This is a genomic window from Arthrobacter sp. NPDC055138, assembly GCF_053607305.1.
On record NZ_JBSGTH010000005.1, the window covers coordinates 13,704 to 40,163 of the forward strand.

Below are 26,460 nucleotides of genomic sequence, written 5' to 3' on the forward strand. Positions count from 1 at the left end.
GAGCCGTGCCATAGCGCGGCTCCGCCGGTCGCCGCACACACGGTCGGCGCCCCACCTCACGTCCACGAGGAGCAGTCCATGTCATTCACTGGCACCACTTCAGGTGGCCCGCGCCGAGGCCGGCGCACCGCAGCCGCTATAGCCGGTCTGGCCGCCGGCGCACTCTTCCTGTCCGGCTGTGCCGCAAGCGAGCGCGGCGGCGGAACGGACGCCGAAAGCGAGGGCGGGGTCAACTCGACGTTTGTCTTCGCCGCATCCTCCGATCCGAAATCGCTGGATCCGGCGTACGCGAGCGACGGCGAATCGTTTCGCGTGAGCCGCCAGATCTTCGAGGGCCTGGTGGGCGTGGAGCCCGGCACGGCCGATCCCGCACCGCTGCTGGCCGAGTCCTGGGAAGCGTCCGACGACGGGCTGTCCTACACCTTCCAGCTGAAGGAAGGCGTGAAGTTCCACGACGACACCGCTTTCAACGCCGATGCGGTGTGCTTCAACTTCGACCGCTGGTACAACTTCACCGGCGTCCAGCAGTCCCAGGCGGTCAGCTACTACTATGGGTCGCTCTTCAAGGGCTACTCCGACTCCCCCGAAACCGCCGTCTACGACTCCTGCGAAGCCGCAAGCGACACGGAAGTGACCGTCAAGCTGGCCAAGCCGTTCGCCGGCTTCATTGCGGCACTGTCACTGCCCGCCTTCGCCATGCAGAGCCCCGCCGCGATGGAAGAGTTCAAGGCCGATGAGGTGGGCGGCTCGGCCGAGGCTCCGGTACTGAGCGAATACGCCGAGGGACATCCGGTGGGCACCGGACCGTTCAAGTTCGACAGCTGGGAGGCCGGACAGTCGCTGGAGCTCTCCTACTTCGACGGCTACTGGGGCGACCGCGGACAGATCGACAAGATCATCTTCCGGATCATCGACGACCCGAACGCCCGGCGCCAGGCCCTGGAGGCCGGACAGATCGACGGTTATGATCTAGTGGCCCCGGCCGACACCCAGGCGCTGGCGGACGCCGGCTTCAAGATTGTTCCGCGCGATCCGTTCACCATCCTCTACCTGGGCCTCAACCAGAAGGTGAAGGCGCTCTCCGACCTCAAGGTCCGCCAGGCAATCTCCTACGCGATCGACAAGGACGCGCTGGTCAAGCAGACGCTACCCGAGGGAACCAAGGTTGCCTCGCAGTTTGTGCCGGACATGGTCAACGGCTACAACGAGGACGTCACCACCTACCCCTATGACCCGGCGAAGGCCAAGGAACTGCTGGCCGAGGCCGGCTACGCGGACGGACTGGAGCTCCAGTTCAACTACCCGACGGGCGTCTCGCGCCCGTACATGCCGACGCCGGAGCAGGTGTTCACCAATGTGAGCGCCCAGCTGGAGGAAGTGGGCATCACCATCAAGGCACAGCCGGACAAGTGGGCGCCGGACTACCTGGACAAGGTCCAGGCCAGCGACGACCACGGCATCCACCTGCTGGGCTGGACCGGCGACTACAACGACACCGACAACTTCGTCGGCGTGTTCTTCGGACAGGAGAAGCCGGAGTTCGGGTTCGAGAACAAGGAACTGTTCGACAAGCTGGCCGAGGCCCGCGGCACCAGCAAGGTGGAAGAGCAGACGCCGCTGTACGAGGAGATCAACGCGGACATCGCCGAGTACGTCCCGGCCATTCCGCTGGCGCACCCGGCCCCGTCACTCGCCTTCGCGCCCCGGGTGGAGTCCTACCCGGCCAGCCCGGTCAATGACGAGGTGTTCAACACGATCAAACTGACCGAGTAAGTCCCGCCGCCGGGGCCCGCCCAGTGCGGGTCCCGGCGTTTCCACCCCCACAGCAACAGGACGAGGTGCCTCCCCCGGGCGCCGGAAGGATACTGTGCTCAGAGTTATTGGCAAACGCATCGCGTTGCTCATCCCGACGCTCATCGGGCTCTCGCTGCTGCTCTTCCTCTGGGTGCGCAGCCTGCCCGGCGGCCCGGCCACCGCATTGTTAGGCGACCGTGCCACTCCCGATGCCGTGGCACGGATTAACGAGCTTTACGGCTTCGACCGGCCGCTGATCGAACAGTACTTCGTCTACATGGGCAAGCTGCTCCAAGGCGATTTCGGCACCTCGATCCTGACCGGCCGGCCGGTGCTTGAAGAATTCGGCACCCGCTTCCCGGCAACGCTCGAGCTGACCATCGTGGCGTTGATCTTCGCCGTCGGAATCGGGATTCCGCTGGGGTACCAGGCAGCGAAGAACTACGGGAGATGGCCGGACCACTCCTCGGTGGTCCTGTCGCTGATCGGCATCACCGTTCCGGTTTTCTTCCTCGCCTTCATCCTCAAATGGATGTTCGCCATCAAGCTGCCCTGGTTCCCCACCGACGGGCGGCAGAATCCGCGCATCGACGCAACGCACGTGACCGACTTCTACGTGTTGGACGGCATCCTCACCCGCGAATGGGACGCGGCATGGGACGCGTTCATGCATTTGGTTTTGCCAGGCATCGCGCTGGGCACCATTCCGCTGGCCATCATTGTCCGCATTACCAGGGCCTCTGTGCTGGAGGTCCAGAACGCGGACTACGTCCGCACGGCCAGAGCCAAGGGGCTGCAAGAGAAAACCATCCGCAACCGCTTTGTGCTGCGCAATGCCATGCTGCCGGTGACCACCACGATTGGGCTGCAATTGGGGCTACTGGTCTCCGGTGCGGTGCTGACCGAGACGGTCTTCGCCTTCAGCGGGATCGGCAGGTTCCTGCGCGACGCCATCTTCAACCTGGACTATCCGGTACTGCAGGGGTTCATTATTTTCATTGCCTTAATCTATTCGCTGATCAATTTGCTGGTGGACGTTTCCTACAGCGTCATCGACCCGAGGGTGCGTGTCTGATGAGCACTACTCTTCCTCCCCAGCCCGGCGGCGATACCGACGTGGCCGCACCGGCGCCCGTTGTCCGGGACACCGGCGGCACCAGCCTCTGGAAGGACGCCTTCCGTCGGCTGCGCAAGAACCCCCAGGCCATCGCCGGCGCGGTCATTGTGGGACTGTTCCTGCTGGTGGCGCTGCTGGCCCCGCTGCTGGCCCGCTACGGCGGCGAAGAGCTGCCCGGCCGCACCTACATCACGCCCACCCACATTCCGGGCTTCGGCGAGGTGGACGGCTTCCCGCTGGGGCTGGACCGCTTTGGCGGCGACCTGCTGAGCAAGCTGATCTGGGGCGCCCAGGCGTCGCTGGTCATCGGCGTCATGTCCACGGCCATCGGGCTGATCGGCGGCATGCTCCTGGGCATCATTGCCGGCGGCTTCGGCGGCAAGATCGACAACGCGATCATGCGTTGCGTGGACATCCTGCTCTCCGTGCCGAACCTGCTGCTGGCCGTGTCGATTGCGGCCATCCTGGGCCAAGGGGCCTTCGCGGTCATGATCGCCATCGGCGTGGCGCAGGTGCCGATCTTCGCCCGGCTGTTGCGCTCGTCGATGATTTCGCAACGCAGCGCCGACTACATGCTGGCCGCGCAAACGCTGGGCCTCAGCCGAGGCGCCATCATCATCAACCACCAGCTGCCCAACAGCCTGGGCCCGGTGATCGTGCAGGCCACGCTGACGCTGGCCACCGCCGTGATCGACGCCGCCGCACTGTCCTTCCTGGGTCTGGGCGGCGGACGGCCGCAAACCGCCGAATGGGGCCGGATGCTCACCTACGCCCAGGCCGAACTCGGCATCGCCCCGCAGCTGGCCTTCTTGCCCGGCCTCTGCATCGCCATCACGGCGCTGGGCTTCACCCTGCTGGGTGAATCGCTGCGCGAAGCGCTGGATCCGAAGACCCGGGCCAGGTAGCCGCCGCGAAGACGACGCGGGCCGGCTGAATGCATTCAGCGGGTCCGCGTGGCCGGCGGCTGCCCGCCGTCGCGGCGGCGCTGGCGGGCCATGTGCAGCATGGCCGCAAAGCCCGCGATAAAGAACAGTTCCAGCAGCACCAGCAGCCAGACGGCGCCCCATTGGCCTTCCCCCGCGAAGATGATGGCACCGAAGGCCACCAGCACGGTGCCGATCACCAGCACGAAGACTGCGAAGCCGGTGGCGACGGCAGCGCTCCGCACCCCGGTCCGGAAGCCAAAACCTTCCGGGCGGTGATCCTCAGGCTCCGGAGTGGAACCGGGTCCGGCTGGCTTAGGACGCAATCTCCGGATCCTCCGCCTCGATGTCCAGCTCGTTGCTCGGGATGGAGGCCAGCAGCCGCCGGGTATAGGGGTGCCGCGGATTGGTGAAGACTTCCTCCGAACTGGCCGCCTCCACGAGTTCGCCGTCCTTCATCACGCAGACGAAGTCGGAGATCAGCCGCACCACGGCCAGGTCATGCGAGATGAAGAGGTAGCTCAGCCCCAGCTCCGACTGAAGGTCGCCGAGCAGCTTCAAGATCTGCGCCTGGACCAGCACGTCCAAGGCGGACACCGGCTCGTCGCAGACAATCAAATCCGGCTTCAGCGCCAGCGCCCGGGCAATCGCGACGCGCTGGCGCTGGCCGCCGGAGAGCTCGGACGGATAGCGGCGCAGCATGCTCTGCGGCAGGGCCACCTGGTCCATCAGTTCGCGGACCCGGGCGGCGCGTTCCCTGGAGTTGCCGCGCTTGTAGGTGGACAGCGGCTCGTCCACGATCCGTTCGACCGTGAACATCGGGTTCAGCGACGAATACGGATCCTGGAACACCGGCTGCACCCGCTGCCGGAACTCCCGCAGCTGCGGCTTGGTCAGGGTGGCCACGTCCATGCCGTCGAAGGACATGGTGCCGCTGGTCGGTTCGATCAGCTTCAGCAGCATCCGTGCCGTAGTGGTCTTGCCGGAGCCCGATTCGCCGACGATCGCCACGGTGTGTCCGCGCGGAACGTCCAGGGTGACGTTCCTTGCGGCGTAGAAATCCTCGGTCTGGCCGCGGATCTTGTACACCTTGGTCAGGTCGCGCAGTTCCACGATGTTGTCCGGAGCCGTCCGGTGGGAGGTGGCCCCGGCGTCGTGGTTGTGCTCGTGGTTTTGAAACACCTTTTCGGCGCGGTCGGCCCGTGCCTCGGGGCTGGACGTATAGGCGCCCGGCATTAGGCGGACGGCAGCCACGCTGGGCGCCGCCTTCACCAACGACCGGGTGTAGGGGTGCTGCGGGTCCTCCAGCAACTGCCGCGCCGGCCCGGCCTCCACCACCGTGCCCCGGTGCATCACCACCAGTTCGGAGGCGCGTTCGGCTGCCAGTCCCAAATCGTGGGTAATCAGCAGCACGGCCGTGCCCAATTCCTGGGTCATCGAGTCGATCTGGTCCAGGATGGTGCGCTGCACGGTCACGTCCAGGGCCGAGGTCGGCTCATCGGCGATCAGCAGCCGCGGCCGGCAGGCCAGGCCAATGGCGATCAGGGCACGCTGGCGCATGCCGCCGGAGAACTCATGCGGGTACTGCTTGGCGCGTTCCTTGGCGTTGGGCAGTCCCGCCGCCTCCAGCACCTCGACTACCTTCCGGTCCACGTCACGCTTGGTCGCCATCCCGTGCACCAGCAGCGTCTCCGCCACCTGCGAGCCGATTCTGGTGACCGGGTTCAGGTTGGACATTGGATCCTGCGGGACCAGGCCGATCTGGCGACCGCGGATGGCCCGCATCCGCTGCTCCGGCAGCCCCACCAGCTCCTGGCCGTCAAACCGGATGCTCCCCGCGGTCACCCGGCCGTTGCCCGGCAGGAGGCCGATCAATGACATGGCCGTGGTCGACTTCCCGGAACCGGATTCACCCACGATCGCCAGCGTCTGGCCCTGTTCCAAGCGCAGCGAGGCGCCCTCCACCGCGGCGACTTCCCCGTAGGTCGTGCGGAACGAAACGGCCAGATCCCTGACTTCGAGCAGCGCGGCGTCGTCGACATGTTCGGTCATGTGTCCATCCTGCCCCATCCCACACCGGATGTGGCCTATCTCTCATCGGGATTTCGCTGCTCGGGGCCCCGGACAGGCGTCGCTTAGACTTGAGGATCATCCAAGCCTGCCCCGAGGAGCCCGAAGCGTGACACCACTTCCCGCGCGCCGCACTGTGCTGCAGGCCGGCGCAGCGGCAGCGGCTGTGTTGCTCGCCGGCTGCACCTCGGAACCCAGCCGGCCCGCCCCCTCCTCGACGGCGGCTGCCGCGCCGACGGCATCGCCCGAGGACACCACCTTTTCGATGGGAATCGCCGCCGCTCCAGTGACGCTGGATCCCGCGCTGGCACTGGACACCGAGTCGTACCGGGTGACCCGGCAGATGCTGGAAACCCTGATCGGCGTGGATCCGGCCACCGGTGTGCCGGCACCGCGGCTGGCCGTCGAATGGACCGAGTCCGATGACGGCCGCTCCTATCGCTTCCGGCTGCGTGGAGGCGTCACCTTCCACGACGGCACCGCGTTCAACGCCGAAGCGGTCCGCACCAACTTCGAACGCTGGTATCGGCTCCCGGAGGACGCCCAGCCGGTGGAAGGCGGACTGGCCTTCCGCTCCGTCTTCGGCGCGCTGGCCAGCGATGAGGCCGAGTCGCTTTACGAAAGCTGCGAGGTGGTGGGCGAACTGGAGGTCCAGCTGAACCTCAGGCGCCGGTTCACCGGGCTGGTGGCTTCGCTGGCCATGCCGGCCTTCGCCATCTCATCGCCCGCCGCGCTCAAGGCCGGGCGGGCCGACCGGTTGACCGAGGAACGCAGCGGCAACAAGGTCTCCCGCTACGGACTGGCGCCGGTGGGCACCGGACCGTTCGCCTTCGCCAATTGGGAGCAGGACCGCGTGGTGCTCTCCGCCTACGACGCGTACTGGGGAGCGGCCGGCGCCGTGCGCACCGTGGTGTTCAAGACACTGCCGCACCCGGCCGCCCGGCTGCGGGCGCTGCAGGCCGGGGAGATCGACGGCTACGATCTGGTCACCCCGGCCACCTATGCGGACTTGGTCCGGGCCGGCATGCAGGTCCTCCAGCGCGACCCGTTCTCGGTGGCGTACCTGGGCATGAACCAGGCTGCCGACGGGCTGAAAGACATCACCATGCGCCAAGCCATCGCCCACGCCATCGACCGGAAGACGCTGATCGACAGTTTCTACCTGCAAGGCACCACCGAGGCCAAGCAATTCATCCCGCGCAGCCTGGGCGTGACCAACGAGACCATCACCTACTACGAGTACAACCCGGAACGTTCGCGGCAACTGCTGGCAGAGGCCGGGTACGACGGCGCCGAACTCACCTTTTACTATCCGCTCGACGTGACGCGGGCTTACCTGCCCACCCCCGAAAAGGTGTACGGGGAACTGAGCCGGCAGCTCACCGCCGTCGGAATCAATATCAAACCGATGCCGGTTCCGTGGGATGAAGGCTATCTGGAGGCGGTCCAAGGCAGCGACGACCATGCCCTGCATCTGGCCGGCCTCAGCGGCAGCTACCGCGACCCTGACAACTTTGTGGGTCCGCTGTTCGGCAGCAAGTCGCTGGAGTTCGGCTACGACAGCGCGCAGGTCCGCAGCAAGATTGCCCGTGCCAAAACCCTGCCGGAGGGCGAAGACCGCGTCGAGGCTTATTACAGCATCAACGAGCAGCTGGCCCGAGCGGTCCCCGCCGTGCCGCTGGCGTTCCCGATTTCGGCGCTGGCCATGGGGCCCCGGGTGGAGAGTTACCCGGCCAGCCCGCTGCTGGACGAGGTCTACAATCTGATTCAGCTGGGCCCGGCCTAAACTGGGGTGAGGCTGCTGCCGCAGCGGCTTACCGCGCAGTTTTACCGCTGCCTTACTACGCCACCCCCGGCTGCGTCTGTCTATTGGGTCACAACGGAGACAACAAATTTTAGTCTCGCTGTGGCATCGCGCTAGGCTTCTGAATGCTGGCAAAGCTGCTATTGGAGATTGAAGTTGACTGCAAACACCCCCTCGGGATCATCCAACAACGTCGACGTCGCGCTGATTGGCGGCGGCATTATGAGCACCACCCTCGGCTCCTTCATCAAGCAGCTGCAGCCGGACTGGAGCATCAGCCTGTTCGAGAACCTGGACGAGGTTGGCATGGAAGCCTCCGACCCCTGGAACAACGCCGGAACCGGGCACGCCGCGCTCTGCGAACTGAACTACACCCCAGCCGCCGCCGATGGATCCGTTGCCACCGGCAAGGCTGTGGGCATCAACGAGAAGTTCCATGTGTCGCGCCAGTTCTGGTCGCACATGATCCGCGAGGGCCACATCTCCTCGCCCAAGGAATTCGTCAACCCGCTCCCGCACATGAGTTTTGTCTGGGGCGATGACCACGCGAACTACCTCAAGCGCCGGTACGAGGCACTGAAGAACGAACCGCTGTTCGAACAGATCGAGTTCACCGAAGACCACGCCACCATCAACGAGTGGACCCCGCTGATCATGGCTGGCCGCGACCCGCAGCAGCGCGTGGCGGCGTCCCGCGTCACCGGCGGCACCGATGTGGACTTCGGCTCGCTCTCCCGCAAGCTGGCCAGCTACCTGACCGCCAACGGCGTCGAACTGAACTACGGCCACCGGGTGCTGGACGTCTCCCGCAACACGGATGGCCGCTGGACGCTGGAAGTCAAGAACAACGCCACCGGGGAAAAGACCAAGGTCAACGCCCGCTTCGTGTTCATCGGCGCAGGCGGCGGCGCGCTGCACCTGCTGCAGCGCTCGGGCATCCCCGAGTCCAAGGGCTTCGGCGGTTTCCCGGTGTCCGGCCAGTTCCTGCGCAGCACGGACGAAACCGTCATTGCCGCCCACAACGCCAAGGTGTACGGACAGGCTTCCGTGGGCGCCCCGCCGATGTCCGTGCCGCACCTGGACACCCGCTTCGTCAACGGCAAGCGCTCCCTGCTCTTCGGCCCGTACGGCGGGTTCTCGCCGAAGTTCCTCAAAACCGGATCGCTGCTGGACCTGCCGCTGTCCGTGCGCCCGTCCAACCTGATCCCCATGCTGGCCGTGGCCAAGGACAACTTCGGCCTGGTCAAGTACCTGGTCACCGAGGTGCTCAAGACCCGCGAGGGCAAGAACAAGGCCTTGCGTGCCTTCCACCCGGAGGTTGCGGGCGACCAGTGGGAACTGATCACCGCCGGCCAGCGGGTCCAGGTCATCAAGAAGGACCCGAAGAAGGGCGGCGCCCTGCAGTTCGGCACCGAGATGATCGCCTCCGCCGACGGCAGCATTTCCGCCCTCTTGGGTGCCTCCCCCGGCGCTTCCACCGCGGCCCCGATCATGATCAGCCTGCTGGAACGCTGCTTCCCGCTGGAGTTCAAGGGCTGGGAGCCCAAGCTGAAGGAAATGATCCCCGGCTACGGCGCCAAGCTGAACGAGAACCAATCGCTGCTGGCCGAAATCACCGCCGAGACCAACAAGGTGCTCGAGCTGGCCTGACACCGGTCCGTTGCGGCGGTCCGGCCCTGACAAACTAAGCTACATCCCATGCACAAGCTGGCAACGCTGTCCTTGGCGAACCGGGCGCTGATCGCGCTGATTACGGTCTTCGTGGCCGTTTTCGGCGTGATCACCATGGGCTCGCTCAAGCAGGAACTGATCCCCTCGCTGGAATTTCCGCGGGTCACTGTGGTCAGTTCCATGCCCGGCGCGTCCCCGGAAGTGGTGGACAAGCAGGTCAGCGAACCGCTGGAACGCGCACTCACCGCCGTGGAGGGTCTGGAATCCTCCTCGGCGGTGTCACGCACGGGGTTCTCCACCGTCAACCTGACCTTCGTCTACGGCACCAACCTGGACCGTGCCCGGAGCCAGGTGGACCGCGCCATTTCCAACGTCCGCCAGCAGCTGCCCGACGACGTCTCGCCGCTGTCGCTGGCCGGCAGCATCGACGATTTCCCGATCGTTTTCATGGCTGTCGGCTCCAATGTGGACCTGAGCGAGCTGAGCACCGAGCTGAACCGGCTGACCGTGCCCCGGCTGCAGAACATCGCCGGCGTGCGCGGCGCCGAAGTCTCCGGCGGCCCCGGCCGGCACATCGCCATCCTGCCGGACGACGATGCCATGGCGGAGGCAGGCGTCGGCGTTTCCGCTGTGGTGGACAGCCTCGCCAGCAGCGGCGGACTGGTCCCCGCCGGGGCCGTGCAACAGGACGGCAAGAGCCTCTCGGTGCAGATCGGGAGTCCGCTGGACAGCCTGAAAGCCATCGAGAACCTGCCGCTCTCCCCCGCTGACACAACGACGGCGGAGCAGCCTTCCGCCCCTGCCTCACCGGGGACGGCGGGCCAGGCACCGGGACAGTTCCCGGGCCAAGGCCAGCCGGCTCCGCCGGGCAACCCGGCGGACCAGGGCCAAGTTCCGGTCCCTGACACAGTGCCCGGCCAGGCCCAGCCCGGCCAGCAACCGGAGGCAGCACCGGCGGCTCTCGCCACCATCGGCGACGTGGCCAAGGTGTCCATTGCCGACGACGACCAAACCTCAATCACGCGGACCAACGGGGAATTGACGCTGGCGCTGGCCGTCACCAAGACGCCGGACGGCGACACGGTGGCCATCTCGCACGCGGTCAAGGACATGCTTCCCGAGCTGGAGGCCGAGCTGGGCAACGGCGCGCAGATCACCACAGTGTTCGACCAGGCTCCCTTCATCGAGAAGTCCATCAAGGACCTGACCACCGAGGGGCTGCTGGGGCTGGGCTTCGCGGTGCTGATCATTCTGGTCTTCCTGCTCTCGGTGCGCGCCACGCTGATCACCGCGATTTCCATCCCGCTCTCACTGCTGGCCACGTTCATCGGCCTGAATGCGCTGGGCTACTCGCTGAACATCCTCACTCTCGGCGCGCTGACCATCGCCATCGGCCGGGTAGTTGACGATTCGATCGTGGTGGTCGAGAACATCAGGCGGCACCTGAACTACGGCGAAGCCAAGCGCGACGCCATCATGGCCGCCGTGCGCGAAGTGGCCGGCGCGATCACCGCCTCCACGCTGACCACCGTGGCGGTCTTCCTGCCGATCGCATTCGTCGGCGATCTGGCCGGTGAACTGTTCCGCCCCTTCGCCGTCACCACGGCGCTGGCCTTGCTGGCCTCGCTCGCGGTGTCGCTGACGATCGTGCCGGTGCTGGCGTACTGGTTCGTCAAGTCGCCGGAGCCCCAGTCACGCTCCGACGCGCTGGCGGTGCGCGAAGCGGCTTCTGAGAAGGAACGCCGGTCCCTGCTGCAGCGCGGCTACCTGCCGGTGCTCGCCGGCACCCAGCGGCACCCGGTGGTCACCACCGTGGCGGCGCTGCTGGTGCTGGGCGGCACCGTTGCCATGGTCCCGCTGATGCAAACCAACCTGTTGGGCGACAGCGGCCAGAACAGCTTCAGCCTGCGGCTCCAGATGCCGGCCGGGTCCAGCCTGGAGTCCACCGACGAGGCATCGGTGCCGGTCGAGGAACTGCTGGCCGGCATGGACGGCATCAAGGACGTCCAGGTCACCATGGGCAACGCCGGCGGCGGCGTGGGCACGTTCCTTTCCGCCGGCGCCTCGGTGGCGCAGTACACCGTGATCACGGAAGAAGGCATTGACCAGGCGGCGCTGCGCGACAAGGTGCGCTCCGCCGTCGAGCAGCTGCCCGGCGACGCGACGTTCACGCTGGGCACGCAGGGTGGTGGCTTCGGCACCTCCAGCACCGTGGACGTGGAGATCTCGGCCAGCGAACCGGGCCAGTTGCAGGACGCGTCGGACCGCCTGGTAGAACGGCTGCAGGAACTGCCGGGAGCCGCGGAGGCGTCCAGCAACCTGTCCGCGGCCGAACCGGTGGTGCAGGTGTCCGTGGACCGGACCAAGGCCGTGGCCGCCGGCCTGGACGAGGAACAGGTTGCCGGTCTGCTGGCGTCAACGATCAGCCCGCTGCCCGGCGGCACCGTGCGGATCGGCACCACCGACTTCCCTGTGCTTATCGGCGAAGGCAGCAACTTTGCCAGCGTCGAGGAACTGCGCGACGTCGAGCTGCCGACGGCCGCCGGACCGGTGCCGCTGACCGATCTGGCCACGGTGAAGGAAACCGACGTGCCGACGTCGATCAGTGCCAGCGGCGGCGAACGCACCGCCGTCGTCTCCGTCACCCCGGAGGGAGACAACCTTGGTGCGCTCAGCGGCGAGGTGGCGGCGGTGCTGGACAGCACCGAGCTGCCGGCCGGCGTCACCGCGAGCCTGGGCGGCGCGGCCACCCAGCAGGCCGAATCCTTCGCCCAGCTGGGCTGGGCGCTGCTGGCCGCCGTCGCCATTGTGTACGTGATCATGGTGGCGACCTTCAAGTCGTTGGTGCAGCCGCTGATCCTGCTGGTCTCGATTCCGTTCGCGGCCACCGGCGCGATTGGGCTGCTGGTCCTCACGCAGATTCCGCTGGGGCTGCCGTCGCTGATCGGCATGCTGATGCTGGTGGGCATCGTGGTGACGAATGCAATTGTGCTGATCGACCTCATCAACCAGTACCGTCGCCCGCATGACGGGCAGCCCGGCATGAGCGTGGCGGACGCCATCACCCACGGTGCGCGGCGCCGGCTGCGGCCCATCCTGATGACCGCGCTGGCCACCATCTGTGCGCTCACGCCGATGGCGCTGGGACTGACCGGCGAGGGCGGCTTTATATCGCAGCCGCTGGCCGTGGTGGTGATCGGCGGGTTGGTCTCCTCGACCGCGCTGACGCTGGTGCTGGTGCCGGTGTTGTACCGGCTGGTGGAAGGCCGGCACGAGCGCCGGACGGTCAACCGCAATACACTCGAGGCAGAACTGGTTCCGGCCGGGCGCTGAATCCCGGCGGGTGCCCCCGAGCCTTGGAGGTACCGCGCATGACAGAGCCTGACGCAGCGCAAGCGGGCACGCCCGGCCGGCTGGCCCGATCCATCGGCCGGTTCGTGGACGGGCTGCCGGCGCCGGTGCGAAAGTTCGGCCAGCAGCTCGGCGGTTGGCAGCGGATCCAGCTGGCGTTCAAGACAGCCTTGGCGTGCGGCATCGCCTGGGTGATAGCCCGGCAGCTGCCCGGCGAGGTGGCCGACTACCCGTATTACGCCCCTCTCGGTGCCCTGATCAGCATGTATTCCACCGTTGCGGATTCGGTGAAGACCTCCTTGCAGACGCTGGCCGGGCTGCTGCTGGGCATCGCGCTGGCCTGGGTTTTGCTGCTGACGGTGGGCCTGCACGTCCTCACCGTGAGCCTGCTGGTGTTCCTGGGTGTATTGGTCGCCGGGCTGCCGCGGCTCGGTGCCGGGCGGGACTGGGTACCGATGGCCGCGCTGTTCGTCCTGCTGGTGGGCGGCTCCGATGCCGGCGACTACTCGCTGGGGTATGCGGTACAGATGGCGGTGGGGGTCCTCGTCGGCATTACCGTGAACTTTCTTTTGATCCCGCCGCTGAACTTCAGCGCCGTGGGCCGCAGCCTGCAGCAACTGCAGTCCGATCTGGCGGGCCAACTGGAGGAAATGGCCGAGGCACTGCTGGAAGACTGGCCGCCGGAACGCGACGAGTGGGCCTCCAACGGCGAAAACATCGTCCGGCTGAGCGAGCAGGTGCGGCAGGCCGTCCAGACCGCCGACCGCAGCCGCAAGGCCAATCCGCGCCGCCGGTTCCACGACCGGGATCTGGAGGCCGACTGGTCCAATTTGCGCACGCTGGAACGCGCGGCATTCAACACCCAGGACATCACCGAGGTGCTCGGCGCGGTGATCTGGGACGACCACCTGCGTATCCCCGAGCCGGTACTAGAACCCATGTCCGAGGCGCTGAAGGCCTCGGCCGCCGCGGTCCGCAGCCTGGCCGCCGACGACCTGCAGGAGAAAATCGACGCCGCCGACGCCGCCCAGCAGCAGCTTGGACGGAAGCTGGCCGGAGCCGTCACCGAGGAGACCCCGGCCACGGCAGCCGGTTATGTGGTGGTCAGCCTGGACCGAATCCTGAGCACGATGCGCCGCCAGTTGAGCGATTCCAAGGGCTAGCAACCGGAAACGCCGCCCAGCCGGCCCGTCACGCGCCTCCATGGCGGCCCGGCATGCCGCCGTGCCCCGGCCCACACCCGGGGCGGGGAATCTTTCCGCTCGACGCGCCGTTGAAGACAGTGAATGCATATGCATGTAAACTGATTCCGAACAAAGCAACGAGAGGTACATTATGGAACTCGGCGTATTCAGCGTCAGCGACGTCACCCTGGACCCCACCACCAACCGCATGCCCACCGAGCGCGAGCGGATCAAGGCGGCGGTGGCCATTGCCAAGAAGGTCGAAGAAATCGGCATGGACGTTTTTGCCGTCGGCGAGCACCACAACCCGCCGTTCTTCTCATCCTCCCCCACCACCCTGCTGGCCTACATCGCCGCGCAGACCGAGCGGATCACGCTCTCCACCGCCACCACGCTGATCACCACCAACGACCCGGTGAAGATCGCCGAGGACTTCGCCATGCTCCAGCAACTGGCCGACGGCCGCGTGGACCTGGTTCTGGGCCGCGGCAACACTGCCCCGGTGTACCCCTGGTTCGGTAAGAACATCCAGGACTCGCTGGAGCTGACCGTGGAGAACTACGCCTTGCTGCGCAAGCTCTGGGATGAAGAAGTGGTCAACTGGCAGGGCAAGCACCGCACGCCGCTGCACAACTACACCTCCACGCCGCAGCCGCTGGACGGCGTCGCGCCGTTCGTCTGGCACGGCTCCATCCGCACCCCACAGGTAGCCGAACTGGCCGCCTACTACGGTGACGGTTTCTTCGCCAACAACATCTTCTGGCCGAAGGAGCACTACATGCAGCTCATCGGCCTGTACCGGGAGCGCTACGAGCACTACGGCCACGGCACCGCCGACCAGGCCATTGTGGGTCTGGGCGGGCAGTTCTTCATGCGCAAGAACTCGCAGGACGCGGTCAACGAATTCCGTCCCTACTTCGACAACGCCCCGGTCTACGGCCACGGCCCCTCCATGGAGGACTTCACCGCGCAGACCCCGCTGACCGTGGGCAGCCCCCAGCAGGTGATCGAAAAGACCCTGGCCTTCGCCGACTACTTCGGCGATTACCAGCGCCAGCTGTTCCTGATTGACCACGCAGGCCTGCCGTTGAAGACCGTGCTGGAGCAACTGGACCTGTTCGGCGAGGAGGTGCTGCCGGTGCTAAAGAGGGAATTCGCCGCGCGCAAACCGGCACACGTGCCGGACGCCCCGACGCACGCCAGCCGCAAGGCCGCCCGCGACGCCAAGCAGGCTGCCGGTGAGGCGGTGGCCAATGGCTGATTCCTCCAGCCCTGATGTCAGGACGACGGCGGAGGCCTGGGAATCGCTGTTCCGCACCCAGGTGGCGGTCATGCGCCGGATGCAGCAGCTGCCCGAGTTCAAGAAGCTCGCGATGCGGGAGTACGACGTGCTCTTCAACCTGAGTCTGTGTCCGGGCGGCTGGAGCCGGCTGAACGAGCTGAATGAGGCACTGCTGATCAGCCAGCCGAGCCTCAGCCGGATGGTTGACCGGTTGGAAAAGAAAGGCCTGGTTCTCCGCCGCACGGCCCAGAACGACCAGCGCGGCATCGAAATCTCGCTGACCGACGAAGGCCGCGAGCTGCAGAAGACCATCGGCCGGGAGCATGTGAAGCACCTGCACGCCATGCTGGCGCCGCTGCTCACCGAGGATGAATTCGGCCAGCTCCAGGGGCTGACCGACAAGCTGCACGCGGGCCTGAAGAACGACTGACCCGCAGCTGCAGTCCACAGGGCCCGGTTGCTTCCGCGAATGCGGTAGCAGCCGGGCCTTGTGCTTGACTCTGTGGGCCGGGTGTACGCGAACCGGCCGGCGTCGACGGTTTGGGCCGCAGCCCGAGGCCGTAGGCGGCTGGCCGATGTACGGGATACGCCACATTGTCCGTCGACTCGGCTGTGCCACTCCGCAGATGCACCTAGGAGGTCGAGGTCTCTCCGCAGATGCGGAAGGACCCCGGCCTTGGTGGGGCCAATGTGGCGTATAGCGTACAGATGCACGCCTTGGCCGGGCTAAGGCCGGCACGATCAGGTGGCGGCCGCCGGTGCCACCTCCGCCTGAAGCCGCCGCCTCCGCCTTAGGCCGGCGCGTCTCCGCTGATCTGCAAAGTCATGATGACCTGCTGCACCGTCTTGAAGCGCTTGGTGGTGATGAAGCGCTCCGCCTCGGAGATCAGCCCGTACTTATCCAGCAGACCGGTCTTCTCCCCCGGCGCCGGCGTTCCGTGGCGCACGGCCGTGCCAAAGGAGTAGGTGCCCACGGATTTGGGGCCGTTGACGGTGTTTTCCACCGTGCAGGCCTGGAAGCCGTTGCCAGCCGGCTTGTCGGTCAGCCCGTAGGAGCCGAAGTACTTGTAGCCCAGCAGCGTCCGGTAAGCGAACACCGGCTCGATGGTGTCGGCGGATGCCACCGCGGGCACCTTGGCCGGTTTACTGAGCAGCACCCGCAGTTCGGTCACGCCGCCCGCACAGTTGGCCTTCGGCAGCTTCAGCCGGGTGTGCAGTTGGGCGGCCAACTTGCCGTCAGAGTCGCGAATATCCAGATGCAGTCCTTTATCCGAGGGCTGGCTGGGCTTGACCTGCCGCTGCACAACCCAATCGGCGGGGATCTCGAAACTGAGCACCCGGTCGGGGTCGGTGTAGACTTTCCAGCCGTCGATGGTGGCTTTGCGCACGGGCGCTTTGCCGAGCGGCGTCGTGGTTCCGGCGGAACCGCCCCCGCCCGCCACCGTCGCCGGTGATGCGCCCGCGCTGGCCGAGGTACCGCCGCCATCGGCTGGCAGCAGATTGCAGCCGGAGACCAGCGCCATGCAGAGGGCTGCAGCAGCACCACGGCCCAGTAGATTCGCTGTCCTCATGGCCCGCTCCCCCTCCGTCAGGTTCCTACCGTAGCCATTGTGTGGTCCGCTATGGTAGAGCACCACGCCGTGTCCCATCCGATGCCCCATCCCAAACCCGTCTGGGGTCCATTCGGGGCCCACACGCAGCCGTGACTGGAGCCTACCCCGCCTCAACGCCGGACGGCGATACCCGGTTCGGGGTTCCCTTCACCGTGCTCCGGGACCGGCGCCGGCACCGGTTCAGCGCCGCAGTGCCTGGACCTCTTTGACCGCGGCGACGACCGACCGGGCCGCCAGCGCGATCTCGGCTTCCTTCACGCCGGCGGTAAAGGTCAGCCGCACCGCGGTCTGCGCCACGGCCCGGTCGATGCCCATCGCCAGCAGCACCGCCGAGGCCTCGTCGGAGCCGGCCGCGCAGGCGGAACCGCTGGAGCAGACCACGCCGCGGCGTTCCAGCTCCAGCAGCACCGCCTCGCCGGATGTCCCGGGGAAGCAGAAGGAGGCGCTGGCTGGCAGCCGCTCGGTCGGGTGTCCGGTCAGCACCGTGCCCGGCAGTTCGCGCAGCACCGTGTCGATCAGGTAGTCGCGGTAACCGGTGAGCCGTGGCACATCCGCCACCCGGTCGCCGTCCGCCAGCGACAGCGCCGTGGCCACGGCGACCGCGCCGGCAACGTTCTCGGTGCCGGACCGCCGGCCTCGTTCCTGTCCCCCGCCGTGCAGCACCGGCTCCAGCGGAATCCTGCCGGCAACGTAGAGCAGGCCGCAACCCTTGGGCGCGCCCAGCTTGTGGCCGGACACGCTGAGCGCGTCCACGCCCAGCGCCGAGACGTCCAGGTCCAGCCAACCGGCGGCCTGCACGGCGTCGGTGTGGAACGGCACGCCCGCGGCCCGGCAGAGTGCGCCGATCCGGGTGATCGGCTGGATGGTGCCCACCTCGTTGTTCGCGTACATCACCGTGCACAGCGTGGTGTCTTGGCGCAGCGCCGCCTCCAATGCCTCCACCCGGACCATGCCCGCGGCGTCCACCGGCACCTTGGCGGCCTCGAAGCCGTGGAACCGGACGAGGTAGTCCACCGCCTCCAGCACCGACGGATGCTCCACCGCGCTGGTGACGATGTGCCTGCCGCGCGGGGCAGCGAGCGCGATCCCCTTGATCGCCAGGTTGTTGGATTCGGTCCCGCCGGATGTGAAGATGATCTCTCCGGGCCGGCAGCCCAGGGCCTCCGCCGCCTTGCCGCGGGCATAGTCCAGCGCCCGCAGCGCCGCCTCGCCCACGGTGTGGTGGCTGGACGGATTGCCAAAGTCCTGTGTCAACGCCGGCCACATGGCCTCCAGTACCTCGCGGCGCACCGGCGCTGTGGCCGCGGCATCTAGATAAATCACGACGACGCTGCCTCACCGGCCGCGGGAGCTGCCTCTGGCTCCGCTGGGGCCACAGCAATACGGATGTCCAGGCCCAGGTCCAGCGACCGGACGCTGTGGGTCAGCGCGCCGGAGGAGATGATGTCCACCCCGGTCCGTGCGATCGCGGCCACGGTTTCCAGCCGGACATTGCCGCTGGCCTCGACCAGCGCCCGGCCGGCCACCTGCTGGACGCCGGCGCGGAGCCCGTCCAGACTGAAGTTGTCCAGCATGATGGTGTCCACGCCCGCGGCAAGGACCGGCTCGATCTGCTCGGCCCGGTCCACCTCCACCTCGAAGTGCACGGTGTGCGGCAGCTTGGCCTTCGCCGCCCGTAGCGCCTCGGTCAGGTCGCGGGTGCCGTCCGCCGTGAGAACTGCCAGATGGTTGTCCTTAGCCATTACCGCGTCGGAGAGCGAATAGCGGTGGTTCTGCCCTCCGCCGCAGCGCACCGCGTAGCGCTCCAGCGCCCGCAGCCCCGGCGTGGTCTTGCGCGTGTCCACCACCTGGGCGCCGGTACCGGCGGCTTCGGCGACGAAGGCCGCCGTCTGGGTGGCGATCCCGCTCAGCCGCTGCAGCAGGTTTAGGGCCACCCGCTCGCCCAGCAGGATGGCCCGGGCGTTTCCGGACAGCACCGCCAGCACATCACCGGCTTCGAACGCCGCACCGTCGTCGGTTTTCAGATCCACCTGCACTGACGGGTCCACTTGGCGGAACACTTCGGCCAGCACCGGGCCTCCGGAAAAGACGCCGGGTTCGCGGGCAGCGAGCTCGGCGGTGGCCGTCGCATCGGCAGGAATCAGCGTGGCGGACGTGATGTCGCCCCAGGGCGCATCCTCGGCGAGCGCCCCGGCGACAATCCGCTCCAGGGCTGTGCCGTCGACCGGCTGGATCTCGATCGGCTGGATAGGATTCATGGCTGCTCCTGCAGGATTCGCTGGGACGTGGGGTAGTGGTCGTGCGCGGCAAGCGTGTGGGCGTTCACGAAGGCCAGCCGCGTTCGGTCGACCGGTGCCTGGCTGTGGTCGCTGCGGAAGTGCGCGCCGATGCTGTTCTGCCGTGCGGCGGCGGCCGCCACCACCAGCCGGGCCAGCGTCAGCAGGGTCACGTCTTCGGCCGGCGCGGCGGCGGTGACGGGGATGTGCCATTGCCTCAGCTGCCGGGCCGCCTCCCGGAGCGCCTCACCGTCGCGGACCACGCCGGCGGCGGCCGCCATTACGGTCTGGATCTGTTTCCGCGTGCACGACGTTGTTCCGTTGGCCGGGCCGTCGGCATCGATCGGCACCGCGTCGAACTCGGGCGTATGCTCCGGCCGGTCCAGCGCGGCCACGGCGCGGCGGGCGAAGACCAGTCCCTCCAGCAGCGAGTTCGAGGCCAGCCGGTTGGCGCCGTGCACTCCGGTGCAGGCCACCTCGCCCACCGCGAAGAGGCCGGGCACCGAGGTCCGCCCTTCCGTATCGGTCTGGACGCCGCCCATCCAGTAATGCGAGGCCGGACGCACGGGCAGCGGCTGGCGGGTCCAGTCGAAGCCGAGCGAGCGGACCGTGGCATCGATCAGCGGGAACCGCGAGGCCAGGAAGCCGGGGCCCTTCTCCCGCTCCACCGCCGTGGCGTCCAGGAAGACCTGCGGCACCAGGCCGCTTTCCTCCTGCAGCCGCAGCTGCTGGTGGATGCACCGCGAGACCACGTCCCGGGGCGCCAACTCGGCCGCCGGGTGAAGCGCCGGCATGAACCGCTCCCCCGCCGCGTCCACCAGCACGGCACCCTCGCCGCGCACCGCCTCCGAGATCATGAATGGCCTGCCGCCGGTCGCCGCAGGGTCCAGCAGGGTGGGATGGAACTGGATGAATTCCAGGTCGGCCAGTACCGCGCCGGCCGCCCAGGCCAGCGCCACGCCGTCGCCGGTGGCCGTCGCCGGGTTGGTGGTGGCCGGGAACAGCTGCCCCGCACCGCCGGTTGCCAGAATCACGACGTCGGTGTCCAGTTGCGCGGGCAGCGCACCGTCGCCTTCGGCCAGCATTTCCATCAGCTCCACGCCGGTGACGCAGTTGCCGTTCGTCAGCAGCCGCCGCACCATGGTGTGTTCGAGGATCTCCAGCCGGCCGGCATTGGCCAAGCCGCGGGCCACCCGGATCAGGACTTCGGCGATGCCCGCTCCGGTCCGGTCGCCGCCGGCACGCAGGATCCGCGCCGCCGAGTGCGCGCCCTCCAGCCCCAGCGAGAATGTGCCGCCGTGCCGGTCGAAGGCCACGCCCCAGTCTTCCAAGGTGGAGATCTCTTGAGCCGCGCCTTCGCACAAAAGGCGGACGGCGCCGTCGTCGTTCAGCCGTGCGCCCGCGGTGAGCGTGTCCGCCGCGTGGGCCGCCACGGAATCCCCGGCAGCGATGCCCTGCGCGGTCACCGCGGTGATGCCGCCCTGCGCGTGCCAGGTGTTGGACTCGGCGAGCGCGCCCTTGGTGATCAGGGTGACGGCGGTGTCCGCCCGTTCCGCGGCGAGCGCGGCGGCGTAGAGCCCGGCGATGCCGGACCCCACCACCGCGATGCGCCGGGCCGGTGCGCCGTTCACGGCTTGGCTGCCAGCATCCGTTCCAGCGCCACGCGGGCGGGGACGGCCACGGAGTCGGGCACGGTGATGCGGTTGAGCACCTCACCGCCAGGCAGCTCGCCGGTGCCGGCGTAGGCCTCGAGCACCCAGGCCAGGTAGCCCGGGTGGATCCGGTACATGGTGGAGCACGGGCAGATCACCGGATCCAGGCAGAAGATGGTGTGCTGCGGGTACTCGGCGGCCAGCCGGTTGACCATGTTGATCTCGGTGCCGATCGCGAAGACCGTCGGTTCGGTGGCCGCGGCCACTGCCTTGCGGATGTAGTCGGTGGAACCGGCCTCGTCCGCAGCGTCCACGACCGGCATGGGGCATTCGGGGTGCACGATCACCCGGACGCCGGGGTGGTCGGCACGGGCCTTGTCGATCTGGTCCACCGTGAAGCGCTTGTGCACCGAGCAGAAGCCGTGCCAGAGGATCACCCGGGAGTCGAGCAGCGCGGCTTCGTCGTTGCCGCCGAGTGCCTGGCGCGGGTTCCACATGGGCATCTGCTCCAGCGGCACTCCCATGGCCTTGGCGGTGTTGCGGCCCAGGTGCTGGTCCGGGAAGAAGAGCACGCGGTGGGCGCGCTCGAAGGCCCATTCCAGCACGGTCTCGGCGTTCGAGGAGGTGCAGACGATCCCGCCGTTCTCGCCGCAGAACCCCTTGAGGGCGGCCGACGAGTTCATGTACGTGACCGGGATGACCGGGACCTTGCCGTCCGCGTCCGGCCCGGTGCCGAGCACGCCGGCGAGCTGATCCCAGCAGGCCTGCACCGAGTCGATGTCCGCCATGTCCGCCATCGAGCAGCCGGCCGCCAGATTCGGCAGGATCACAGCCTGGCCGGGGCCGGAGAGCATGTCCGCGGTTTCGGCCATGAAGTGCACGCCGCAGAAGACGATGACCTCGGCCTCCGGCTTCTCCTTGGCGGCCCGCGCCAGCTGGAAGGAATCGCCCACGAAGTCGGCGTACTCGACCACTTCATCGCGCTGGTAGAAGTGGCCCAGGATCACCAGCTTGTTCCCGAGCTTTTCCTTGGCGGCCAGGATCCGCGCATCCAGCTCGGCGTCGCTGGCCAGCCGGTATTCGGCCGGAATCTCCCCCTGCCGCGGGGTGGCGGGCGGTGCCGGGTCGGCCAACGACGCGCCCGGCCCGTACGACGGCGCCCACGCCCCGCTGGCCGACGCGGTATCGAAGGACCACGGCCCCTTGGCCAGGCCGGGCGTGCAGGTGGACGCGGGCGCGCCGGAGCCGGCGGCCCGCGCTTCCTCGCGGGTGATCAGCTGAATGGTGCTGTTGACCGATGGCATGGTGTTCTCCGTTGTTCTGGGCAGTTGGTCACGTCTGGGAGCCGGTGGGAATGTTCTCGCGGCCCCGCTAGGCGGGCGGGCTGCCGCTGAGCTGGGCGGTGCTGCCGGTGTAGCGGTAGAGCCGCGGCGGCCGGTGCCGGCCGCCTTGCAGGTACTCGTCGGTGGGTTCAATGTCCGGGGTGGCGCGCAACTGGCGGCGAAAGTTGGCCGGATCCAGTTGCTTGCCCAACACGGCCTCATAGACTTCGCGGACCTGGGCCACGGTGAACGTGGAGCCCAAAAAGGCGTAGGCGATGGAGCTGTATTCCACCTTGTTCCGCAGTCGCCACAGCGCGTACTCCACGATCCGGTTGTGGTCGAACGCCAGCTGCCCGAGGTCGTCGGCACGCACCCAGCGGACGTTCTCTGTTTCGCGGGCCAGCGCCGCCTCGTCCGGCTTCACCAGCGCCCAGTAGACAATCGAGACCACCCGCTGGACCGGTGACCGGTCCAGGCCGCCGAAAGCGTAGAGCTGCTCCAGATAACTCGGCTGCAACCCCGTGGTCTCCTGCAGGTTCCGTGCCGCCGCATCCTGCAGCGATTCGTCCGAGCTGAGCGGGCCGCCCGGCAACGCCCAGCGGTCCCGGAACGGCTGGCGGGTGCGGCGAACGAGCGGCAGCCACAGAGTCGGGACCCCTGCCTCCGGGTCCGGACGGAGGGCGAAGATCACGGTGGAGATGGCCAGCTCCGGCGGCTGCTGCGCGCGCTCGGACACGTTGGCCGAATAGACCGGCATGGCCGCCTCCCTCCGTGAATTGAGTAAAAGTCATAATGACTAGAACAGATAATAGCGTGTTTAGGTCATTTTGACCCAATCAATTTGCCCGCCCACGGAAATGTGACGGAGCCATTGCTGCGCCACGGCAGCGGCCATTCCGCGCAGGCGAGTGGCACCGCGGCCAATCAGCGGCAGCTAGAGTACGGTCCATGCCCCCTTCGTTGCCGCAACTGGTTGCGGTCCCCGCCGGCAGCGTCCTGCTGCGGGACGCCCGCTCGGAGAGCTCCCGCGAAGTCAGCCTGGCACGGTTCAGGATGAGTGCCACCCAGGTCACCCGCGCCCAGCACGCAGCCGCCTTCGGCTCTGCCGAGGCCGTCACCGGATCACCGCAACAGCCTGCCCATCCCGCCACGTGGTTCGAAGCGGTCCGGTGGTGCAATGCAGCATCCCGTCAGGAGGGGATCGACCCCGCCTACACCCTCCGTGGCCGCGAGGTGCATTGGGACGTCAGCGCCGACGGCTTCCGGCTGCCCACCGAGGCGGAGTGGGAATGGGCCTGCCGGGCGGGCACCTCCGGCCCTGCCTACGGAGCCCTGCCGGACATTGCCTGGACAGCTGCCGATCATCTGGAAGGGCCGCAGGAGGTGGGGCTCAAACGGCCCAACAACTTCGGACTCTTCGACACGCTCGGGAATGTTTGGGAGTGGTGCTGGGATTACGCCGATACGGCTCGCTATGCCGACTACCGGAGCCTGCGGGGCGGCGGCTGGTCCGACCGTTCGTGGAGTTGCCGCGCGTCCGTCCGCCGCGCCAGCGCCCCCGATGCGGTCTTGGAGGATGTTGGCTTCAGAGTTGCACGCGGAGCAGTCGGCGACAAAGGCTCCGCTGCCGCTCAAGGCTGGTCGGCAGCGGCCGACCGGGCGCGGGCCCGGGCCATCTGGCCTTTGCCAGTGGGCTGGACACCGCTAGTGCCGTTGCCTCCGGATGATCCGGACAGCGGCACGGTCGTCGGGCACTAGGCTTCAGCCATGCAGCCAATGGAGCAGCGCCGTGGGTTCGAGTGGCCGAACAACGAGGAGATCCTGCGTCGTCGCTACGGTGCCAAACCCCGTCCGGCGAACCACCGGGCAGTGCTCAACCGCTACGCGTTCTTCAAGGGCTGGCTGCTGGCCTTCGGCTCGTGGTTCGTTATTTCCCTGACCGTCAGCATTATCGATACGGTAATCTCGCCCGGCTCGGCCGCCCTGAGCTTATGGGGCCTGGTGCTGATGGGCAGCTTCTTTTTTGCTGCACTCCTCGGCGCTCCCGTTGCCCTCATCCTGGCGGCTCTGCTGCGTCCGGTTCGGCGGCAGTGGATCCACGTCCTGGTCTTCACAGCCGGCATCGGCGGGTTCACCTGGGCAGTTTTCGCGGGCCTCGCTCCGGATACGGGAGCGTTGCCTGCCGTCATCGCCGCGATCGCCGGAATCGCTGCCGGCCTTGGCCGGGCGGCGGTGATTCCCGATGTCGAAATCCACGACGACGGCGCTGCTGGCTCCGCCGGGCCGGCTGCGGTCAGCGAGGATCCGCAGCAGCTTTGACCAACGGGAGCGTCCGCTCTTGGAAATGGCTGTTGAGCACGATCACGGAGGAAGAGCGCAGCACCGTATTGGTCGCCATCACCTGATCGAGCACGCGCTGCAGATCGGCGTTCGAACGGGCAACCACACAAGCCAGCAGGTCGCTTTCGCCGGACACGGTGTGCAGTTCCAACACCTCCGGAATGTCGGCGAGCGCCGCGGCCACAGCGTCGTGGCCGGACTCCTGCCGGATCACGAATGAACAATACGCGCGGACCACGTAGCCCAGCGCTTCCGGCGAAAGCCGGGGCCCCCATCCCGAGGTCACGCCGGCGCGTTGCATCTTGTCCAACCGGGCCTGTACTGTGGCACGCGCTACTTTCAGTACCCGGGAGGCTTCAAGCACGGACATCCGCGGGTCCTCCGTGAACAGCGTGACGATGTCCGCATCAAGAGAGTCGATCTGCATGACGCTGGGCGTCCTTTCGCATCGGTAACCGCCAGGTGCGGAAACTGCTAGACAAATTGTCAACCCCCGGGCTGATTTCACCAAACAACAGGACAGTCGATGCCGCGACCGCGACCCGCCAGCACCCACCACCGCGACCCCAGCGGTCCGGCGCCCGCCGGCCTCGGCCACGCCATGAAACAGCGACAGCTGATCATGATGGGCCTGGGCAGCGCCATTGGCGCCGGCCTCTTCCTCGGCTCGGGGGCGGGGATCCAGGCTGCCGGACCGGCCGTGCTGGTTTCCTATCTGCTGGCCGGCACGCTGGTGATCATCGTGATGTGGGCGCTGGGCGAAATGGCGGCGGCCAACCCCAGCAGCGGCGCCTTCTCCACCTATGCAGAGAAGGCGATGGGCCGTACCGCCGGCGCCACCATCGGCTGGCTTTGGTGGCTGCAACTGGTGGTGGTCATCGCCGCCGAGGCGGTCGGCGCCGCCGGACTCTTGGCCACCATTTGGCCGGCGTTGCCGGTCTGGCTGCTGGCGCTGGTGTTCATGGTGGTTTTCACCGTGGTCAACTTGTTCGGGGTGCGGAACTACGGTGAATTCGAGTTCTGGTTCGCCATCTTCAAGGTCATCGCCATCCTGGCCTTCCTCGCCGTCGGCGCCGCCCTGATCTTCGGCTGGTTGCCGGACGTCCCCTCCCCCGGACTGGGCGTGATCTTCGGCGGTGACGGCTTCGCCCCCAACGGAATTGCCGGAATCGGTGCCGGGCTGCTGGTGGTGATCTTCGCCTTCGGCGGCACCGAGATCGTGGCCGTGGCCGCCGCGGAAACGGAAAACCCGGGCTCCAGCGTCGCCAAGGCCATCCGCACGGTGGTCTGGCGCATCCTGGTGTTCTACTTCGGTTCTGTGCTGGTGATCGCCCTGACCGTGCCGTGGGATTCGGAGGAGCTGGCATCACCGTTTGCCGCAGTGCTGTCGGCCGCGCAGATTCCCGGGGCGGATGCGGCCATCACGCTGGTCGCCGCCGTCGCCCTGCTCTCTGCCCTGAACGCCAACTTGTACGGCGCTTCGCGGATGATCTTCTCGCTCTCGGAGCGGGACGAGGCGCCCGGCGCCCTCCGCCGGCTCAGCCGCAGGCGGGTTCCGGTCCGGGCGGTGCTGGCCTCGGTGGCGTTCGGTTTTATTGCCACCGTGCTGGAACTGATCTTCCCGGAAAGGGTCCTGCCGGTGCTGCTGAACGTGGTCGGCTCCACCTGCCTGGTGGTCTGGGCGATGGTGCTGCTGTCCCAACTGGTGCTGCGCCGCCGGGCGGACCGGGACGGCACCGAATTGCCGTTCCGGATGCGCGGCTTTCCCGCCGTTACCTACATCGGTCTGGCCCTGCTGGCCGTCATTCTGGTGCTGGGCTTCTTCTCCCCCGCGACCGGCGTCCAGCTGCTCTCCACCTTGGTACTCATCGCCGGCATCGCCGCGGCGGCGAAATTCAACGCCCGCAGATCTGCAAAAAGTTCCCACCTATTTTAAAATTTATGGCAATTTGCCCACGCTATTGCACCACAAGACAGACGAACTGCACACGTTGTGCGGTGAATCAATTGCATATTGCGCACCCCCTCCCCGGGTGACTATCGTCACGGTTAGCAACCGAC

21 protein-coding genes are annotated in these 26,460 nt (G+C 67.5%); 12 read left to right on the plus strand and 9 right to left on the minus strand.

Going from position 1 to position 26,460, the window contains the following annotated elements:
• The first annotated feature begins 78 nt into the window (after positions 1–78).
• The 3 genes from ACWF5H_RS13180 to ACWF5H_RS13190 all read left to right on the plus strand — a co-directional run bounded on the left by ACWF5H_RS13180 (position 79) and on the right by ACWF5H_RS13190 (position 3,816).
• On the plus strand, positions 79–1,773 hold the full coding sequence (locus ACWF5H_RS13180; protein WP_364650293.1) for an ABC transporter substrate-binding protein: 1,695 nt from the start codon (positions 79–81) through the stop codon (positions 1,771–1,773).
• 94 nt (positions 1,774–1,867) lie between these two features.
• Entirely contained in the window at positions 1,868–2,869 is a 1,002-nt protein-coding gene (locus ACWF5H_RS13185; protein ID WP_127511529.1) for an ABC transporter permease, read from the plus strand.
• On the plus strand, positions 2,869–3,816 hold the full coding sequence (locus tag ACWF5H_RS13190; RefSeq protein ID WP_452037397.1) for an ABC transporter permease: 948 nt from the start codon (positions 2,869–2,871) through the stop codon (positions 3,814–3,816). Before ACWF5H_RS13185 ends, ACWF5H_RS13190 begins: the two co-directional genes overlap by 1 nt.
• 35 nt (positions 3,817–3,851) lie before the next feature.
• On the opposite strand, the gene ACWF5H_RS13195 is transcribed toward ACWF5H_RS13190, so the two are convergent.
• Both ACWF5H_RS13195 and ACWF5H_RS13200 read right to left on the minus strand, forming a co-directional pair.
• Entirely contained in the window at positions 3,852–4,160 is a 309-nt protein-coding gene (locus ACWF5H_RS13195; protein ID WP_452037399.1) for a hypothetical protein, read from the minus strand.
• The gene (locus ACWF5H_RS13200; RefSeq protein ID WP_452037401.1) at positions 4,150–5,886 is read right to left on the minus strand and encodes a dipeptide ABC transporter ATP-binding protein; all 1,737 of its coding nucleotides are present in this window, start codon (positions 5,884–5,886) and stop codon (positions 4,150–4,152) included. The genes ACWF5H_RS13195 and ACWF5H_RS13200 overlap by 11 nt, the downstream gene beginning before the upstream one ends.
• A gap of 127 nt (positions 5,887–6,013) precedes the next feature.
• On the opposite strand from ACWF5H_RS13200, the gene ACWF5H_RS13205 reads away from it, so the two are divergent.
• The 6 genes from ACWF5H_RS13205 to ACWF5H_RS13230 all read left to right on the plus strand — a co-directional run bounded on the left by ACWF5H_RS13205 (position 6,014) and on the right by ACWF5H_RS13230 (position 15,626).
• Entirely contained in the window at positions 6,014–7,690 is a 1,677-nt protein-coding gene (locus ACWF5H_RS13205; protein ID WP_452037402.1) for an ABC transporter substrate-binding protein, read from the plus strand.
• A 174-nt stretch (positions 7,691–7,864) separates the two neighbouring features.
• Positions 7,865–9,358, plus strand: coding sequence for a malate:quinone oxidoreductase (locus ACWF5H_RS13210; protein WP_452037404.1), 1,494 nt, complete (start codon positions 7,865–7,867; stop codon positions 9,356–9,358).
• Between the two features lie 48 nt (positions 9,359–9,406).
• Positions 9,407–12,712, plus strand: a complete 3,306-nt coding sequence (locus ACWF5H_RS13215) for an efflux RND transporter permease subunit (RefSeq protein ID WP_452037405.1) — start codon at positions 9,407–9,409, stop codon at positions 12,710–12,712.
• 38 nt (positions 12,713–12,750) lie between these two features.
• Positions 12,751–13,893: an FUSC family protein gene (locus ACWF5H_RS13220; RefSeq protein ID WP_452037407.1), complete on the plus strand. Its 1,143-nt coding sequence runs from the start codon at positions 12,751–12,753 to the stop codon at positions 13,891–13,893.
• 172 nt (positions 13,894–14,065) lie between these two features.
• On the plus strand, positions 14,066–15,175 hold the full coding sequence (locus ACWF5H_RS13225; protein WP_452037409.1) for an LLM class flavin-dependent oxidoreductase: 1,110 nt from the start codon (positions 14,066–14,068) through the stop codon (positions 15,173–15,175).
• Positions 15,168–15,626 carry a MarR family winged helix-turn-helix transcriptional regulator gene (locus ACWF5H_RS13230; protein WP_364650268.1) on the plus strand — a complete coding sequence of 153 codons (459 nt, stop codon included), beginning with the start codon at positions 15,168–15,170 and terminating at the stop codon, positions 15,624–15,626. The genes ACWF5H_RS13225 and ACWF5H_RS13230 overlap by 8 nt, the downstream gene beginning before the upstream one ends.
• Positions 15,627–15,987: 361 nt before the next feature.
• On the opposite strand, the gene ACWF5H_RS13235 is transcribed toward ACWF5H_RS13230, so the two are convergent.
• From ACWF5H_RS13235 to ACWF5H_RS13260, 6 genes are all read right to left on the minus strand, one after another.
• The gene (locus tag ACWF5H_RS13235) at positions 15,988–16,767 is read right to left on the minus strand and encodes a hypothetical protein (protein ID WP_452037410.1); all 780 of its coding nucleotides are present in this window, start codon (positions 16,765–16,767) and stop codon (positions 15,988–15,990) included.
• Between the two features lie 222 nt (positions 16,768–16,989).
• On the minus strand, positions 16,990–18,132 hold the full coding sequence (locus tag ACWF5H_RS13240) for a cysteine desulfurase family protein (protein WP_452037411.1): 1,143 nt from the start codon (positions 18,130–18,132) through the stop codon (positions 16,990–16,992).
• Positions 18,129–19,067, minus strand: a complete 939-nt coding sequence (gene nadC / locus ACWF5H_RS13245; RefSeq protein WP_452037413.1) for a carboxylating nicotinate-nucleotide diphosphorylase — start codon at positions 19,065–19,067, stop codon at positions 18,129–18,131. The genes ACWF5H_RS13240 and nadC overlap by 4 nt, the downstream gene beginning before the upstream one ends.
• A complete protein-coding gene (nadB, locus tag ACWF5H_RS13250; protein WP_452037415.1) occupies positions 19,064–20,716 on the minus strand; it encodes an L-aspartate oxidase in 1,653 nt (550 codons plus the stop codon). Before nadB ends, nadC begins: the two co-directional genes overlap by 4 nt.
• The gene (gene nadA, locus ACWF5H_RS13255) at positions 20,713–22,041 is read right to left on the minus strand and encodes a quinolinate synthase NadA (RefSeq protein ID WP_452037416.1); all 1,329 of its coding nucleotides are present in this window, start codon (positions 22,039–22,041) and stop codon (positions 20,713–20,715) included. The genes nadB and nadA overlap by 4 nt, the downstream gene beginning before the upstream one ends.
• A gap of 67 nt (positions 22,042–22,108) precedes the next feature.
• Positions 22,109–22,816 (minus strand): NUDIX hydrolase, encoded by a 708-nt coding sequence (locus ACWF5H_RS13260; RefSeq protein ID WP_452037418.1) that lies wholly within the window; start codon positions 22,814–22,816, stop codon positions 22,109–22,111.
• A 191-nt stretch (positions 22,817–23,007) separates the two neighbouring features.
• Between ACWF5H_RS13260 and ACWF5H_RS13265 the strand changes: the two genes are divergently transcribed.
• Together ACWF5H_RS13265 and ACWF5H_RS13270 are read left to right on the plus strand one after the other, a co-directional pair.
• On the plus strand, positions 23,008–23,817 hold the full coding sequence (locus ACWF5H_RS13265) for a formylglycine-generating enzyme family protein (protein WP_452037420.1): 810 nt from the start codon (positions 23,008–23,010) through the stop codon (positions 23,815–23,817).
• Positions 23,818–23,826: 9 nt separating this feature from the next.
• The gene (locus ACWF5H_RS13270; RefSeq protein ID WP_452037421.1) at positions 23,827–24,378 is read left to right on the plus strand and encodes a hypothetical protein; all 552 of its coding nucleotides are present in this window, start codon (positions 23,827–23,829) and stop codon (positions 24,376–24,378) included.
• On the opposite strand, the gene ACWF5H_RS13275 is transcribed toward ACWF5H_RS13270, so the two are convergent.
• Positions 24,353–24,826 carry an Lrp/AsnC family transcriptional regulator gene (locus ACWF5H_RS13275; RefSeq protein WP_353917095.1) on the minus strand — a complete coding sequence of 158 codons (474 nt, stop codon included), beginning with the start codon at positions 24,824–24,826 and terminating at the stop codon, positions 24,353–24,355. The genes ACWF5H_RS13270 and ACWF5H_RS13275 overlap by 26 nt on opposite strands.
• 174 nt (positions 24,827–25,000) lie before the next feature.
• Here ACWF5H_RS13275 and ACWF5H_RS13280 point away from each other — a divergent pair, with 174 nt between their 5' ends.
• A complete protein-coding gene (locus ACWF5H_RS13280; RefSeq protein WP_452037423.1) occupies positions 25,001–26,335 on the plus strand; it encodes an amino acid permease in 1,335 nt (444 codons plus the stop codon).
• The last annotated feature ends 125 nt before the right edge of the window (positions 26,336–26,460 follow it).

Coding starts and splice junctions, on each gene's coding strand:
- ACWF5H_RS13275 (WP_353917095.1), bottom strand. CDS start 24,826: ATGCAGATCGACTCTCTTGATGCGGACATCGTCACGCTGTTCACGGAG.
- ACWF5H_RS13230 (WP_364650268.1), top strand. CDS start 15,168: ATGGCTGATTCCTCCAGCCCTGATGTCAGGACGACGGCGGAGGCCTGG.
- ACWF5H_RS13235 (WP_452037410.1), bottom strand. CDS start 16,767: ATGAGGACAGCGAATCTACTGGGCCGTGGTGCTGCTGCAGCCCTCTGC.
- ACWF5H_RS13265 (WP_452037420.1), top strand. CDS start 23,008: ATGCCCCCTTCGTTGCCGCAACTGGTTGCGGTCCCCGCCGGCAGCGTC.
- ACWF5H_RS13225 (WP_452037409.1), top strand. CDS start 14,066: ATGGAACTCGGCGTATTCAGCGTCAGCGACGTCACCCTGGACCCCACC.
- ACWF5H_RS13270 (WP_452037421.1), top strand. CDS start 23,827: ATGCAGCCAATGGAGCAGCGCCGTGGGTTCGAGTGGCCGAACAACGAG.
- ACWF5H_RS13220 (WP_452037407.1), top strand. CDS start 12,751: ATGACAGAGCCTGACGCAGCGCAAGCGGGCACGCCCGGCCGGCTGGCC.
- ACWF5H_RS13200 (WP_452037401.1), bottom strand. CDS start 5,886: ATGACCGAACATGTCGACGACGCCGCGCTGCTCGAAGTCAGGGATCTG.
- nadC (WP_452037413.1), bottom strand. CDS start 19,067: ATGAATCCTATCCAGCCGATCGAGATCCAGCCGGTCGACGGCACAGCC.
- ACWF5H_RS13190 (WP_452037397.1), top strand. CDS start 2,869: ATGAGCACTACTCTTCCTCCCCAGCCCGGCGGCGATACCGACGTGGCC.
- ACWF5H_RS13260 (WP_452037418.1), bottom strand. CDS start 22,816: ATGCCGGTCTATTCGGCCAACGTGTCCGAGCGCGCGCAGCAGCCGCCG.
- ACWF5H_RS13280 (WP_452037423.1), top strand. CDS start 25,001: ATGAAACAGCGACAGCTGATCATGATGGGCCTGGGCAGCGCCATTGGC.
- ACWF5H_RS13215 (WP_452037405.1), top strand. CDS start 9,407: ATGCACAAGCTGGCAACGCTGTCCTTGGCGAACCGGGCGCTGATCGCG.
- ACWF5H_RS13180 (WP_364650293.1), top strand. CDS start 79: ATGTCATTCACTGGCACCACTTCAGGTGGCCCGCGCCGAGGCCGGCGC.
- nadA (WP_452037416.1), bottom strand. CDS start 22,041: ATGCCATCGGTCAACAGCACCATTCAGCTGATCACCCGCGAGGAAGCG.